We start from the raw sequence: 15,862 nt of genomic DNA, 5'->3' as shown, positions 1-15,862 counted from the left end.
CTACGCCAACTGCCCCCACGATCGGAACAGATCGCGGGGGCCGTTGTCTCGCCTGGTCAGTCGCCCAACAGCCCGCCGCTGATTGCCGAGGCGAACGAGCAATACCAACCAGGACCCACATGAACCACCACACCGCACGCTCCCCACACCTCAAGGCCCGGGAAGCCGTTTCGAAGCCCGCGACGCCCTCGCCACTACACTCTCCCAAGCAGGAATCCAGCTCCCCACAATGGACATCCGCACCCCTTAGGCGCGGACGACCGCGAGGCCGAAGCACAGTACGCCCTCATCCGCCTCGGCGTGTGCTCAGCCCCGATCGCCCTCATGCTCGCGGACGTGATCGCGAAGGGGGATCCCCGGGTGACCGACGACGCCGACCGGGCGCCCACCGTAGGCGAGGCCGTCCACGACAGCGGGCGTGACCGCGTCGGACACGTCATGGGCCACGAGGGCCCGTACGTCCAACTGCGTCCGCTAGCTGGCGGCCAGGAGTGGGACGCCGGCCCCGGCCGCCTCCGCATCCTCACGCAAAGCGAGCTGCTGAGTGCCCTCCTCGCCGAGGTGAGCGCCCGGAGCAGGCAGCCCAGTTGACAGAGCCGCCCTCTCCTGCCGACCCGCCCCCCCGTGATCAACACCCTCACCTAGGACGGTCAGGACCAACCTCAGCGGCCCGACGGGCTTCCTGATCCATCTCGCGAGAGCGCACGGTGGACCCCGAAAGACATGCCCCCCACCCGTACGAGTCTTCTTCGTGCTGCCTGGGGGCATTTTTCTTGCTTTCCGTGAGACCGCGGCATCCGTGGCCGCCCATATCCTCGAAGGGTCGCTGACGCTGCACCTGTCCGAGAACTTCCGTCATCTGCACGGCTGGAACGCCGGGCAGTCGGAAGTCAGGTCGCGGGAACGCAGCCTTCCGGCTCTAGCAAACGCCCTCATCGGGGCCAGGCTCGACGACGTCGAAGTACTCATCGAGTACAGCCTGCCCCTCACCAGCAAGCGCGCGGACGCCGTACTCGCGGGCGTACACCCCACCACGGGCGAACCGCCGTACGTCATCGTCGAACTGAAGCAGTGGAGCACGGCCCACCCGGGAGAGGACGAGCCGCTGCTGGGCCGGATCGACGCGCAGCCGGAAGCCGTTCTCAATCCGATCGAGCAGGTCCGGGGCTACTTACCTGCTGTCGGTCAATGGCGCGCTTGAGCGGATGCCGAAGTCCCTGGCCGAGGTCGCGTCCCTGCACAACGCCGCTGGATCCCGCATTGCGGGCCTGCGGGGCGTCGAGGAGGACCAGCACGGCTGGCCTGTACACCGGCGAGCAGCGCGGCGCCTTTTCTGGGCTTCCTGCGCTCACGGCTCACCCCGAAGCCGGGCGCACAGGCCGCAGATCTCCTGCTCGACGGCAAGATCCGGCCGTCGAAGCAGTTGATGGCCTGGCGGCGACTGAGATCCGCGACCGCGAGCCGTTCGTCCTCATCGCCGAACAGCGGGTCGTCTACGAGAAGGTGACGTCCGCCGTCCGCAAGGCCAAGCGGTCCAACCACAAGCAGGTCGTCGTGGTGACCGGCGGTCCCGGCTCCGGCAAGAGCGTCGTCGCCCTGTCGGTCCTCGGCGAGCTGTACGGGCGCGGGATGACCGCTCTGCACGCCGATGTCGTCATCGGTCAGTGGGCGCGGCCCTGGAACGTGTACGGCGACCGGTCCGTCCTCGGTGCACCGCCCGCGCCCCTGTGGGCCACCGACCCGGACGGTTTCGGACAGGTCGGCTGCGTCTACACCGCGCAGGGGTTCGAGTACGACTGGTCGGGTGTGATCATCGGCCCCGATCTGGTGTGGCGTACGGACCATTGGGTCGTGGATCGGTCCGCGTCGAAGGACCCGATCTTCACGAAGGCGACGCCGGACAGCGAAATCAACCGGTTGATCCGCAACACCTACAAGGTGCTGCTGACGCGGGGCATGGTCGGCACGATCATCTACTCGACGGACCCGGAGACACGCGACAAGCTGCGCTCGCTCGTGAGTTCGACGTCCGAGGCGGAGGCAAACGTCCTCGTGTAGTCGGGCATATGCGGAAAGAGGTCATCCGACGACCGTTGCAAGTCATACGATCAGATGAACCCGCGCAACCGCCCGTCGGAGAGTGATCGTCCATGGCTCAACAGCCGCTCTTACTCCGGGATGTCATCGACATCAAGGAGTCCATATCCACGTCAGACTTCGTCCTCCAGCTCTCGGAGGCGACGGCCCCGGAGGGCGCCGAGCGCGCTCTCCGAGATTACGTGGTCACGGAGCGGCTGCTGGAGAACTTCGACGAGGCACTCGGTCTCATCCGGGCCGCTCTCGACGGACACACGTCGAAGGCGGCCTACCTCCATGGGTCATTCGGTTCCGGTAAGTCGCACTTCATGGCGGTGCTCCACGCACTGCTCAGCGGGGCCCCGGCGGCACGCGCCCGGACCGACCTGGACCCGGTTCTCACCAAGCACGACTGGCTCGGCACGGAGGGAAAGCGATTCCTGCTCGTGCCGTACCACATGCTCGGGGCCAAGGCCCTGGAGCAGCGGATCCTCGGTGGATACGTAAGTCATGTCAAGAAGCTGCATCCCGAGGCTCCGACACCGCAGGTGTACCGGACGGACGCCCTCTTCGATGACATCCGCGCGATGCGGTCCCGCATGGGCGACCAGGCGGTGATCGGCGGCCTCACCTCGGCGGACGGCGGCGACGGCGCGGAGGAAGAGGACGAGTGGGGCGAGGCCTTCGGCTGGACGCCTCAGTTGCTCGACACCGCCCTCGCCGCCGAGGAGATCCGCGAGGGCGGCCAGGCTCTCAACCTGGTCAGCCCGTCGACACCCGCCGAGCTGCGGGCGCGCCTCGTCCAGGACGCGAGTACACACCTGCTGCCCGGCTTCGCGAAGAACGCCGTCGAGGACGAGCACGGCTTCGTCTCACTCGACGCCGGCCTGTCCGTGATCGCCGAACACGCCAAGGCGCTCGGTTACGACGGGCTGATCCTCTTCATGGACGAGCTGATCCTGTGGCTCGCGACCCTCATCCACGACCAGAAGTTCGTGGCCCGGGAAGCCGGCAAGATCACCAACTTCGTGGAGGGCGGCGACGCCCGCCGTGCCGTGCCGGTGATCTCGTTCATCGCCCGTCAGCGCGACCTTCGTGAGCTGGTCGGCGAGGAGGTGTCGGGGGCGGCCGAGGCGTCCATCCAGGACACGCTCAACCTTGCCTCGGGGCGGTTCGACAAGATCACGCTCGAGGACCGCAACCTTCCGCAGGTCGCGCACGCCCGGCTGCTCAAGCCCAAGGACGACGAAGCCGCCGCCCTCGTGAACGCGGAGTTCGAGAAGACCCGCAGGATCCGCCAAGAGGTGTGGGACACCCTCCTGGGCTCCGATCGTGGGGCGGACGGCGTCGGCGCGGACGAGGAGAGCTTCCGGCTGACGTACCCCTTCTCGCCCGCCTTCATGGACACCCTCGTGCACGTGTCGTCCGCGCTCCAGCGCAACCGGACCGGCATGAAGCTCATGGGACAGTTGCTTGCCGAGCACCGGGCCGAGTTACGGCTCGGCGACCTGATCCCGGTCGGCGATCTCTACCCGCTGATCACGGCGGGCGGCGACAAGCCGTTCACCGACAGCCTGAAGGTGGTCTTCGAGGCAGCCGACAAGCTGTACCGGACGAAGCTGCGGCCCTACCTCATCCTCACGCACAACGTGTCGGAGGAGGTCATCGAGCAGTACGCCAATCGGCCCGACAGCATCACCGACCCGGACCTGCTCACCCGTATCAAGCAGTTCATCGGTGACAACCGCATCATCGGCACGCTCCTGCTCTCCGCGCTAGCCCCGAGCGTCCCGGCCCTGTCCGATCTGACCATCCGGCGCCTCTCCGCGCTCAACTACGGCTCGGTGACCGCCCCGATCCCCGGCCGCGAGTACGGCATCCTGAAGAACAAGGTGGCCGAGTGGGCGGGCCGCTTCCCCGAGATCAAAGAGACCGGCACCGAGGCCAACCCGGGTGTGCGACTCGAACTGTCCGGCGTCGACGTCGACTCGGTGATCGCCAATGCCAACGTCAACGACAATCCCGGCAACCGCGAGGCCCTCGCCAAGCGCCTCCTCGTCGAGGAACTCTGCGTCGATCAGGACCAGTTGATCAATGAGCTGCACTTCGCGTGGCGGGGCACGGAGCGCAGCGTCGAGGTGGTGTTCGGCAATGTCGCCGATGTGGACGAGCTGCCGGACCACGACCTCATGCCTCAGCAGGACGGGCACTGGCGGCTCGTGATCGACCTGCCCTTCGACGAGAGCGAGTGGGGCCCTCGCGAGGACGCCATCCGGATGCAGCGGCTGCGTGAGCGGCAGGGCGAGCCGTCCCGCAGCGTCGCCTGGCTGCCCACCCACCTCTCCAGCCAACGGTACGCCGACTTCCGCCGCCTCGTCGTCATCGACAAGGCCCTGTCCGACAGTCAGCGGTTCGACGGCCAGTACGCGAGCCACCTGAGCCCCGACAACCGCGCTCGCGCGAAGGGGCTCCTGGAGACCCAGCGGGAGTCACTGCTCAAGAACGTCAAGGCGGCCTTCAAGCAGGCATACGGCCTCGCCGACAAGAAGGCCACCGATGTGGAACTCGGCTTCGGCGACCATCTGCAGTCCCTCCGCGAGGTCGAAGGACTGACGTTGTCCTTCGGCCAGTCGCTGCGGGACGGCATCCGGCACATCGCCGGCAAGCTGCTCGCGAGCCAGTACCCGGACCACCCGGACCTCGATCCCGAAGGCACCGGAACCGTCGTCAGGCCTGCCGACGCCAAGAAGGTCTTTACGCACGTACAAGCCGCAGCCGAGGCCCGCGACGGACGCGTCGAAGTCCCCGCCTCCGACCGGAGCCTGATGCGCCGCGTAGCTGCTCCGCTGCGCCTCGGGCAGCAGAAGGAGGCGTACTTCGAGGTGTCGGAGTACTGGGCCGATCACTTCCGGCAACTCGCCAGGGGGCAGGGCGTGACCGGAGACCTCAGCCTGATCACCCTCACCGACTGGACGGACCGGCCGACACCGCGCGGTCTGCCGGTCTTCCTCGCCCGCCTTGTCGTGGCCTCGTTCGCCGAGATGGACGACCGGGTGTGGGTTCGCGCGGGCACCCCGCTCGACCCGGCGCCCCAACTGAACGAGATCAAGGACCATGACGCGCTGCGCAGCCAGCCGCTGCCGTCCGAGGAGGACTGGTCTGCCGCTCGCGAGCGTTTCTCCACGGTTTTCGGCGATCCTGCTCCCACGCTGCGACGCGGGCGCATGGTCAACCAGCTCGCCCGGCAGATCGCCCAGCAGGCGGGCGCCCACCTCGAGGCGGCCCGTGAGCTGGTGACCCAGCTGGAGCGGCACGCCGGCTTTCTCCAGCTCGACGAGACCGCCGAGGGCGGACGCCTCGCCCTCGCTCGGCGGGCCGTCGAACTCCTCCAAGGGCTGACGCGTTCGGCCGGTCAGGGCGCTGCAGGCGCCCGGAAAACCGTCGAGGCCCTGGCTGCCTTCGACTTCGGTTCGGTCGGCGCCGACCGGTTCGGGACCTCCATCACGCAGGCCCGTGGGGTGGCGCAAGCACTGAACTCGGCATCCTGGACCACGCTCGACCTGGCCACCTCGGAAGGTCCGGAGGGGGAAGCGCTCCTTGAGTCCCTGCGCAACGCCGCGCAGAGCGACCAGCGGACCAACGACCTGAAGGATGCCCTGGCCAGGACGCAGCGCGAGGTCCTCGCGCTGGTGAAGCGCAACCGGGCGACGACGGCTCCGGTGCCCGCTCCCCCGGTACCGAGCCCCGGTGACGTACGCCTCGACACGCACACGAGTCATCCGCCGATCCCCACGCAGCGATCGGGCACAGACACGTCGGCTACGGGACGCGTGAAGCGCTCAGGGGGCGGACGGACGACCGCCTCCAGGGCGGTGGCCGAGCTCCACGCCGAGATAGCCGAGTTGGCCGCACGCGAACCCGGCGTTGAGGTCGAGATCACTTGGAAGGCCGTCGAGGGATGAGCACGGCCACGCCCAGCAGGGTGGCCGTGCGACTGAACCTCGCGACGATCACCCAGTACCTGGCGACCCAGACTTCCCTCGCAGACGCCCTGACTGGCCTGGGCCGGCGACGGGCGGTGCTGCTCCGCTCCGCACCGCAGTGGGAGGGGCCCGCCGAGCACGTCTGGGGCGACGGCCTTTCGGCACGGATCGTGGCGGCGCCCTCCCCGCTTGCCGTGCACGAACTGCTGCTCGCCCATCTACCGGACACGGCGTCCGGCCCCGCCCTGCTCGTAGTCCTGACCGACCGCGAACAGAACGAACTCGACCCCGCCATCCTGGCCCGCGCCCACAAGAAGCGCATCGACACGGTGGACAGCTGGGACGTGGTGCGGGACGCCTTCGGAGCACATCAGGTCGACCAGCGCCTCAGGGACGACAAGTGGGCTGCGGAGGCCCTCCTCGACGCCGCGCCGCCGAGGGGCGGCTGGCCCCGGCTGGGAGGCGGCATCCTGTCGCGCGGCACGGCCTTGTCCGCGCTGGCGCTGCGCCGCCTGAGGCTGGGCAGTTACGAGGACGAGGCCGCACGTCAGGACCACACCACGTCCGCCGACCGCCTGGACACCCACGCGCTGTTGGAATGGTCCCTGCTTCCGGGGCGTCCGGAGCACTTCCTGGCGCTCCGCGGCCCCGAGCGCGGCGGCCTGGCGCAGTTCCTGGGCGAGGACGACCGAGCCGGACTCGCGGGGCGGGCACTTCTGGACCTCGTCGAGGCCGAGCACGGTCCTGACGCGGTGGCCTTCGGACTCGTCTGCGCCGCACTGTGGTGCCATGGCGAGCCGGATGCTGCCGTCTACACGGCGCGCGGTCGCGCGGAGCGCTGGTTCGGAGAGCGTCCTTCAGCCCAGGGAGAGCAGCTGGACGCCATGGCAACCGCCTTCGGCCGGGCCTCGGAGGATTACGTGGGCACGCTGCTCGCCGCAGCCGCCAGGGACCGTGCGGCAGGTTCGGAGACGACCCGCGAGGCCCGCAGGACCAGCGATACGGTGCTGGAGCGCGCCTCGGCACTGGTGCGCCAGTTCGGCGCGGAAGCCGCCGCCAGGACCAGTCCCATCCTGTCGGCAGGCCTGGACGCCAGGTTCACAGCCGTCGGAGACGCTCTGACGGCCGGTGTGCCGGGACCGCTCGATGCCGCCGTGCGTTCCCTGAGCAGACACCAGCTTGCACAGGGGCCAGAGGTTCGCTCACGGATCGAGCGGACCCGGATGGCCCAACGGCTCGTCCGATGGCTGGCCACCGAGCCACAGACCGAGGCGTCCCACGTGGGCGGAGCCATCGAGCGCCACCTCAAAGAGACCGCTTGGGTGGATCGCGCCCTTGAGCACATCGAGGCCGGAGGTGACTCCGACGACCGGCTGAGAACCGCGTACGACTCACTGGCCGTGCGTGTGCGCGAGCGGCGCCACGAGATCGACCGTGGTTTCGCGCCCGTCCTGGCGACCTGGACCGCGGCCGGCTCCGATCCCGGCGGAATGCTTACGGTGGAGACGTTCCTGGACCGGGTGGTGAAGCCCGTGGTCCGCGGTGCGTCCGACCGGCGCGTGCTGCTGATCGTCCTGGATGGGATGAGCGCGGCCATCGCCACCGAACTGGGCGAGGAGCTGCGCGCCACCTGGGCAGAGTTCGATCCGGTGGCTGCTCAGGGGGCTCCGCTTCGCCGCGCCATGGCGGCGGCTCTTCCCACTCTCACCTCCGTATCCCGTACTTCGCTGTTCGCGGGCAGACTGACGCAGGGAACGCAGAAGGACGAGGCCCAGCTCTTTCCCGCCCTTCCGCTCTGGAACGGTGCGCAGGCCGCCGTCTTCCACAAGGACGACCTGCGGGCCGACAGCGCGGGAGACACATTCGGGGGAGCCCTCACCGAAGCGCTCATGGACGGGCGCACGCATGTGGCCGTGGTCCTCAACGCGATTGACGACCGGCTCGCCAAGGAGCAGAAGCTGGGCGACGGCGCCTGGCAGGCCGGGCACATCCCGGGCCTTACGGATCTGCTGCGGATCGCTGCCTCGCAGGGGATGGCGGTGGTGATCACCAGCGACCACGGGCATGTCGTGGACCGGCACGGAGTGAAAGTCGACGTCGACTCGCCGCTCTCCGCCCGGCACCGGGCTCCGGGCAGCGAGGTGGGCGCGACCGAGGTCGCGCTGCACGGCACCCGGGTCGTCGCGCCCGAACCCGGGGGATCGATCGTCGCGCTGTGGGACGCGGACTCGCGGTACACAGCGCGCAAGGCCGGATACCACGGTGGGGCGTCCCTCGCCGAGTTCACGATTCCTGTGCTGGCCTTCCTGCCGTTCGGCGCGGCCCCTCCTCCGGCCTGGCGGGAGCTGGCGGATCAGCGACCGGTCTGGTGGCTGCTGGAGGAGTCCGCTCCTCCAGCTGTCCCCGTCGCCGCCCTGCCCGCCCCTACGGCTACGGCAAAGCGGCAGACGCGACAGAAGCCGACGAAGGCCCAGGCACAGGCTCAGGCCCAAGTGGCGAGTACACACGACTCGTTGTTCGAGGTCGCGGTGATCCCGTCGCCCGATGCCGCGGAGACACTGGTGACCACCGCCTTCGTCGGTCACGACGACGTCCTTGTCCCGGCCCTGTTCGCTTCAGAAGCGTTCCAGGGACAGATCGGCCTGCTCGCCCGCAAGCCACCCATGGACAAGGTCGAAGGGGCGATTCGGGCCCTGCTCGATGCCGGGGGAACGCTGCCGGTGTCCGCGCTGGCGCAGCGCGTGTCCTACCCGGTGACCCGAGCAGACGGGTTTGCCGCGATCCTGCGCCAACTCCTCAATTATGACGGCGTGCAAGTCCTGGAAACGCTGCCGGACGGACGGACCGTTCGCCTCGATGTCTCCCTGCTCCGCATGCAGTTCGACCTGGACTGAAACTCCCCATGCCGCCACACCACCACCGATGAGCCAGGAGCCATGAGCGCCAACGACCGCGTATTGATCAACCAAATGATCGAGGAGCGCCGCACCACTCGCTCCGTCCCTCTCTCGTTCGACGCGGCCTTCGAGAGGTTCGCCAGCGAGCACGCGCTGCACGGCTTCGACCTCTCGGAGGAGGAGATCGAGGCCGGCGTGATCGGAGGCGCCAACGACGGCGGCATCGACGGGGCCTACGTCTTTCTCGGCGGCCGGCTCCTCCACGAGGACAGCGAGATCTTTCAGCAGCACTCCGCTGTCTCGAACGTGGAGCAGGGAAGCCAGCTGACCCTCTGGCTCATCCAGGCCAAGACCAGTGCCGGTTTCTCCGAAACAGCTCTGGACAAGGTGGCTTCCACCTGCGCGAACCTGCTGAACATGGAGGTCGACGACGAGACCGTCGGGGTGTTGTACACCGCCGATCTCCTCGCCCGCTTCAGGCTCTTCAGAACGGCGTTGACGCGGCTCCTAACCCGCCATCCGACCGTACTCATCAAGTTCTCCTACGTGACGCGCGGCGAAGCGAGCGAGGTGCACCCCAAGGTCCAGGCGAAGGCCAAGATCCTGGAGACGCAGTTCACCAAAGCCTTCGCCATCTCCACCGGCGAGGTCGAGTTCCTCGGCCCCTCGGAACTCTGGCAGCGTGCCAGCACACTCCCCTCGTACACCCTGGAACTGCCCTACAGGGAGAGCATCACCCACGGCACCAGCCACATCGCACTCGTCGGCCTGGGTGAGTACCTCGATTTCCTCAGCCACGAGAGCGGGGCGATCAAGTCCCACATCTTCGACTGGAACGTCCGTGACTATCAGGGCAACGTCGAGGTGAACCGGGAAATCACGGCTTCCCTCCAGAACCCTGAGGCGCCCGAGTTCTGGTGGCTCAACAACGGCATCACCATCGTGTGCTCGCAGGCGACCTCCGTCGGAAAGCGGCTCAGCCTCTCCGACGTACAGATAGTCAACGGTCTTCAGACGTCGTACACGCTCCACGAAACGCTGTACGACCTCTACTTGACCGACCCGGCCGACCCTGTCTTCGACAGGCTCGTGCAGGTGCGCATTCTCGTCACCGTGGACCAGGCCGCCAGGGACTCCGTCATCCGCGCCACCAACCGCCAGACGAGCGTGCCCGTCGCCTCTCTCCGGGCCACGGACGACATTCAACGGCAGATCGAGTCGTATTTCTTGGAACACGACTGGTTCTACGACCGGCGCAAGAACTTCTACCGGAACCAGGGAAAGCCGGCCGACCGTATCGTCAGCATTCCCCTGTTGGCACAGTCCGTGATGGCCATGGCCCTTGGCCAACCCGACTACGCCCGCGCCCGCCCCTCGAGTCTGCTGAAGTCCGACACCGACTACAGGCGGGTCTTCTCGGCGAGGACAGAACTCCCCGTCTATCTGTGGCTGGCCAAGGCGCAACGTCAGGTGGACGAGTTCCTGCAGTCGACGTCGGATCCCAACTCCCGCTCACTGCATACAAACCTCCACTTCCACCTCGCCATGCTCGGTGCCGTCGACCTCATAGGCCGCGTGTTCAGCAAGCCGGAGACCCTGGACAACGCCGCTCGGGAAGACGTCTTCCCGAGCGCGGCGCGCCTTGAGTGGTTGTGGGCATCGCTTCAGGAGCAGTTCGAGAACTTTCAGCGGGAGAACCGGTCAGGGGCCGACAAGACCGCTAAGAGCAGTGAATTCGTCTCCTACCTCACGGCCAACCTCGGATACGGCAGCCACCGTCGCAGGTGACCTCGGCGGAGGGCCGGAGGCCGGTCCTCCGCCGTGCGCAGATGGGACAATGAGCGAGTGATCGACCCCCGCTCTTCTCCTGTATCTGCTGCCCGGCGACGTACCGCCCTCGACGCGCTCCGGCGCGGTGCGGTGCCCGAGAGCGGCCTGGATCTTCTTGCCACCGGTCTCGACCGTTTCGAGTCCGCGCTCGATGTGGAACTCGACGCGGTCGCCTCGGGCGCCTCGGTCTTCAAGGCGGTGCGAGGTGAGTACGGTTCCGGTAAGACGTTCTTCACCCGGTGGCTCGGAGAGCGCGCCAAGCAGCGCAACTTCGCCGTTGCCGAGATCCAGGTCTCGGAGACGGAAACTCCGCTGCACAAGCTGGAGACCGTCTACCGGCGCCTCACCGAGCGGCTGTCCACCCCGAGCTTCCCGCCAAGTGCCCTGCGGCCCGTGGTGGACGCCTGGTTCTACGCCCTGGAGGAGGATGCTCTCGCGGCCGGCGCCGACGAGGACGATCTGAGCGGCGCGGTGGAGGAGTTACTGACCGCCCGGCTGACCGAGGTCTCCCGGCACGCCCCGTCCTTCGCGACAGCACTGCGCGGCTACCGGACCACGCTCGCCAAGGGCAACGAGGCGACGGCAGCGGCCATCCTCGCCTGGCTCGGCGGCCAGCCCCATGTGGCGGCTGCGGCACGCCGTTCCGCGGGGGTACGTGGCGACCTCGACCACTTCGGAGCCCTGGGCTTTCTTCAGGGGTTGCTCACCGTCCTGCGGGATTCCGGCCACCGGGGACTTTTCGTCGTACTGGACGAGGTGGAAACCCTCCAGAGAGTGCGCTCGGACGCACGGGACAAGGCACTCAACGCTCTGCGTCAGTTGATCGACGAAGTCCACTCGGGGCGGTTTCCCGGCCTCTATCTGGTCATCACCGGCACACCCGCCTTCTACGACGGCCAGCAGGGTGTCCAGCGACTCCCGCCGCTCGCCCAACGGCTCGCCACCGATTTCACGTCCGATCCTCGCTTCGACAACCCGCGGGCGGTCCAACTGCGCCTGTCCGGATTCACCCTGGAGTCGCTGACCGGCCTCGGGACAACCATCCGGGATCTCTACGCGTCCGGAGCGGACTCGCCCGACCGGATCAAAAGCCTGGCGGACGACGCGTATGTCGCCGATCTCGCCCGTGCGGTGGGCGGGGCCCTCGGCGGCAAGGTGGGGGTCGCGCCCCGGCTCTTCCTCAAGAAGCTGGTCGGCGACGTCCTCGACCGCATCGACCAGTTTCCGGACTTCGACCCACGGCAGCACTACCGGCTCACGGTCGACGGCAGTGAACTCACCGAAGTGGAGCGGAACTCGGCCGGGCCTCCGACGGCCGACGACATCGACCTGGAACTGTGATGACGTCGGCCGCGGACCCTGTCGACCGGCTCGACCCCGTCATCCTGCACCACGTGGTCAACACGCTCGGCTGGCCGGACCTGCGGCCCCTGCAGCGGGCCGCGATCAATCCGGTGATGGACGGCGAAGACACCGTGCTCCTCGCACCCACCGCCGGCGGCAAGACCGAGGCAGCTTGTCTGCCGATCCTGTCTGCCATGTCGGCACAGGGCTGGACCGGCACCTCGGTTCTCTACCTCTGCCCGCTCAAGGCGCTCCTCAACAACCTGGTCACACGCGTCGACGGTTACGCGCAATGGCTCGGACGGCGCGCGGCTCTGTGGCACGGGGACACGCAGGAGTCGCAGCGTCAGCGCATTCGCACGGACAAGCCCGACATCCTGCTGACGACGCCCGAGTCGCTGGAAGCCATGCTGATCGGGGTGAAGACGGATCACGCACACCTGCTGGGGGGTGTCCGGTCCGTCGTTGTCGACGAGGTACACGCGTTCGCGGGCGACGACCGGGGATGGCATCTCCTGGCGGTCCTCGAACGCCTCCAACGGGTCACCAGGCATCCGATTCAGCGGATCGGATTGTCGGCAACCGTCGGTAATCCTCGCCAACTGCTCACCTGGCTACAAGGGTCCGGTGCCGGTCGGCGGGCGGGGCGGGTCATCGGCCCGGAGCTCACGGCACCCTCGGTCGTGACGTCCACGCAGGTGCCGGCGGGCGACGCGACCGGGCCTCCACCCGGCGAAATCACACTCGACTACGTGGGATCGCTGTCCAATGCGGCAAAGGTCATCGCGGCACTGCACAGGGGCGAAAAGCGGCTGGTCTTCTGTGAGTCGCGACGGCACGTCGAGGAGCTGGGTGCGGCGCTCCGGGCGCGTGACGTCACGGTCTTCCTGTCTCACGCCTCCCTCTCGGCCGACGAACGCGCCCGATCCGAGAAGGCGTTCGCCGAGGCTCGCGACTGTGTCATCGTGGCCACGTCCACCCTGGAACTGGGCATCGACGTCGGTGACCTCGACCGAGTCGTCCAGATTGACTCGCCCAGCACAGTCGCCTCGTTCCTTCAGCGTGTCGGGCGTACGGGCCGCCGTGAGGGCCACACCCGCAATTGCCTGTTCCTGGCCACCCGCAAGGACACTCTGCTGCAGGCCGCGGCGTTGCTGCTCCTATGGGGCCGCGGTTGGGTGGAGCCGGTTGTCGCACCGCCCGCGCCGCGCCATCTCGTCGCACAACAACTGCTCGCCGCCACGCTCCAGGAACACAAGCTGGGCGATCAGACGTGGCCCGAGCAGTGGAACGGTCTGGCCCCCTTCGACCGTTCCGCCGCTCCCATCCTGCGTCACCTGACGGAGGAAGGCTTCCTTGACACCGACGACGGCATGCTGTTCATCGGCCTGGAAGCCGAACGGCGTTTCGGACGACGCCACTTCATCGAGCTGACGGCGTCGTTCACCGCGCCACCGCAATTCACTGTCCTGTCCGGTCGCGCCGAAATCGGCCGGATGGATCCGTCCCTACTCACGGAGGAACGCCCGGGCCCGCGACGACTGCTGCTGGCGGGTCGCAGCTGGCAGGTGACGTTCATCGACTGGGGGCGCAAGCGGGTGTTCGTCGAGCCGGTCGACGGCGGCGGGATCGCCAAGTGGTCCGGAGGCATGCTCGTCGGGCTCTCGTACGAGTTGACGCGAGCCATGCGGGATGTCCTTCTGGGTGCCGACCCCCAGGTCTCGCTCACCCAGCGAGCCGAGGTCTGCCTTCAGGAGTGGCGCGACGACGACGCCCCGCACCTCGTCCACCCCGGCGGGACGCTGGTCGCGCGGCGCGGAAACGACGTCCGTTGGTGGACGTGGGCGGGCTATCGGGCCAATGCGACGCTGGGCGCGACGCTGTCGTCCATCGCCGATCCCGTTCAGCGGCCGACAGATTCCTACCTACGGCTACGAGAGGATCTGAGCCCCGGCATGTGGCGCGCCGCGCTGGACGTCGTACGGGCCGGTCCGGCACTGGTCATGCCCGAAGTCGACCAGCGGGCAGTGCGTGGCCTGAAGTTCTCGGCAGCGCTCCCCCAGCGGCTGGCCGTGGCCACCCTCTCGGCGAGGCTGGCCGACTTCGACGGCGCACACGCCGTCCTGGCAGAACCGAACCGGTTCTCGACCGTTTGGTGACGCGGGCGCGCCAGCCGCCTCACGGGCCTCGCAACTGGGCGAGTGACGCCTTACCTACGGGTCAGACGGCCTTCGCAGCAGGCTCCAAAATCGCCACACACTCCACATGATGCGTCATAGGAAACAAATCAAACGCCCTCAACGTCCGCACCCGATACCCGCCCTCCTGGAAATACCCGAGGTCCCGCGCCAGCGCGGCCGGATCGCAGGCCACGTAAGCGATGCGTCGTGCGCCAAGACCCGCCAGTCGGCGGACCGTCTGCTTGCCGGCGCCTGCGCGGGGCGGGTCCAGGACGATGAGGTCGACCTCGGTGATGCCCGTGCGCGGGAGGACCGACTCGACCTTGCCCTGTTCGATGCGGACGCGGTCGAACGACGCGAGGTTGTGGCGGGCGTCCTCCACCGCGCGCTTGCTGGACTCGATGCCGAGCACCGCGCCCTTCTCGCCGACGCGGTCGGCCAGCGCGCCCGCGAAGAGGCCGACGCCGCAGTAGAGGTCGAGGGCCGACTCGCCCTTGCGGGGCGTGAGGCCCTGCATGACGGCCAGCATGAGGGTCTCGGCCGCCTTCGGGTGGACCTGCCAGAAGCCGCCGCTGCCGACCCGGTACGTGCGGCCGTCGGCCCGCTCGCGGACGAAGGGGCGGCCGTGGACCCGGTGGACCCCGCCGTCCTTCTCGCCCACGCGCATCACCGAGACCGGCTTGTCCAGTTCGACGATGGGGAGGCGGGCGCCGGGGCGCGGGGTCAGGATCACCTGGCGGTCCTGGGAGCCCGTCGCCGCGATCGCCTCGACCGATGCCATGCCCGACCAGTCGCGCTGTTCGATGCCGAGTTCGGAGACGCCTTCCGCCGCGATCATGCAGTGCTCGATCGGCTCGACCTCGTGCGAGCGGTGGCGGCGCAGCCCCGCCTTGCCGGTCGAGGCGTCCACCGCGTACTGGACGCGCGTGCGCCAGGACGGGACCTCGCCAGGCGGGAGCTTGTCGCCCTCCGCGGGCATGACCGTGCCGTCCCAGCCCGCCTCCTCCGGAGTCAGGCCCGCGAGCCGCTTCAGCTGCTCGGCGATGACCTCGCCCTTGAGGCGGCGCTGCGCGCCCGGCTTCGCGTGCTGCCAGTCGCAGCCGCCGCAGCGGCCCGGGCCCGCGTAGGGGCAGGGGGCCTCCACGCGGTCCTTGGAGGGCGTCAGGATCTCCACCGCGTCGGCCCGGATGAAGCGTGCGCCCTCCTCGCCCTCGGTCACGCGTGCGACGACCTTCTCGCCGGGCAGCGCGTGCCGTACGAAGAGCACTTGGCCCTCGTCCGTGCGGGCGATGCAGTGGCCGCCGTGCGCGACGGGGCCGATCTCGACCTCGTACTCCTTGCCGACCAGTGAGGCCGACGCTGCCGACGAGTCCCCCGCCTGCGTTTTCTTCGGTTCTGCCTGCATGGCGGGGTGACTCCACAACGTAAGGGGGAAAGAGGGCGGGGAACGGCCGGACCGCAGACGGCCGGACCACAGCCCACCAGTCTACGTGGGTGTCGTCCGGCCGCCTTACCAGGAGGAGCGCGCCGTACCAGGCGTGCAGTGTGGTCC

Annotated in this window: 7 protein-coding genes and 1 pseudogene; 7 read left to right on the top strand and 1 reads right to left on the bottom strand. The window is 68.5% G+C overall.

What is annotated here, in order from left to right:
- Positions 1-300: 300 nt before the first annotated feature.
- The 7 genes and pseudogenes from ACH4D5_RS22475 (at position 301) to ACH4D5_RS22445 (ending at position 14,289) form a co-directional block, all read left to right on the top strand.
- A complete protein-coding gene (locus tag ACH4D5_RS22475; RefSeq protein ID WP_398305271.1) occupies positions 301-591 on the top strand; it encodes a hypothetical protein in 291 nt (96 codons plus the stop codon).
- Between the two features lie 160 nt (positions 592-751).
- Positions 752-2,058: pseudogene (locus ACH4D5_RS22470) on the top strand (DNA/RNA helicase domain-containing protein).
- A 92-nt stretch (positions 2,059-2,150) separates the two neighbouring features.
- On the top strand, positions 2,151-6,038 hold the full coding sequence (locus tag ACH4D5_RS22465) for a DUF6079 family protein (RefSeq protein ID WP_398305268.1): 3,888 nt from the start codon (positions 2,151-2,153) through the stop codon (positions 6,036-6,038).
- Entirely contained in the window at positions 6,035-8,953 is a 2,919-nt protein-coding gene (gene pglZ, locus ACH4D5_RS22460; RefSeq protein ID WP_398305266.1) for a BREX-2 system phosphatase PglZ, read from the top strand. The genes ACH4D5_RS22465 and pglZ overlap by 4 nt, the downstream gene beginning before the upstream one ends.
- Before the next feature lie 42 nt (positions 8,954-8,995).
- Positions 8,996-10,744 (top strand): AIPR family protein, encoded by a 1,749-nt coding sequence (locus ACH4D5_RS22455; protein ID WP_398305263.1) that lies wholly within the window; start codon positions 8,996-8,998, stop codon positions 10,742-10,744.
- Between the two features lie 57 nt (positions 10,745-10,801).
- A complete protein-coding gene (gene brxD, locus ACH4D5_RS22450; RefSeq protein ID WP_398305261.1) occupies positions 10,802-12,127 on the top strand; it encodes a BREX system ATP-binding protein BrxD in 1,326 nt (441 codons plus the stop codon).
- Positions 12,127-14,289: a DEAD/DEAH box helicase gene (locus ACH4D5_RS22445; RefSeq protein ID WP_398305258.1), complete on the top strand. Its 2,163-nt coding sequence runs from the start codon at positions 12,127-12,129 to the stop codon at positions 14,287-14,289. The genes brxD and ACH4D5_RS22445 overlap by 1 nt, the downstream gene beginning before the upstream one ends.
- A gap of 61 nt (positions 14,290-14,350) precedes the next feature.
- On the opposite strand, the gene ACH4D5_RS22440 is transcribed toward ACH4D5_RS22445, so the two are convergent.
- Positions 14,351-15,715: a class I SAM-dependent RNA methyltransferase gene (locus tag ACH4D5_RS22440; RefSeq protein WP_398305255.1), complete on the bottom strand. Its 1,365-nt coding sequence runs from the start codon at positions 15,713-15,715 to the stop codon at positions 14,351-14,353.
- Between the last annotated feature and the right edge of the window lie 147 nt (positions 15,716-15,862).

This window comes from Streptomyces sp. NPDC018029, from assembly GCF_044327655.1.
Lineage (GTDB): Bacteria > Actinomycetota > Actinomycetes > Streptomycetales > Streptomycetaceae > Streptomyces.
This window is presented reverse-complemented; position numbering and strand designations above follow the sequence as displayed.

Excerpts from the sequence above, each read along its gene's own strand:
- ACH4D5_RS22465 (WP_398305268.1), top strand. The coding sequence starts at position 2,151 with ATGGCTCAACAGCCGCTCTTACTCCGGGATGTCATCGACATCAAGGAG.
- pglZ (WP_398305266.1), top strand. The coding sequence starts at position 6,035 with ATGAGCACGGCCACGCCCAGCAGGGTGGCCGTGCGACTGAACCTCGCG.
- ACH4D5_RS22455 (WP_398305263.1), top strand. The coding sequence starts at position 8,996 with ATGAGCGCCAACGACCGCGTATTGATCAACCAAATGATCGAGGAGCGC.
- ACH4D5_RS22445 (WP_398305258.1), top strand. The coding sequence starts at position 12,127 with ATGACGTCGGCCGCGGACCCTGTCGACCGGCTCGACCCCGTCATCCTG.
- ACH4D5_RS22440 (WP_398305255.1), bottom strand. The coding sequence starts at position 15,715 with ATGCAGGCAGAACCGAAGAAAACGCAGGCGGGGGACTCGTCGGCAGCG.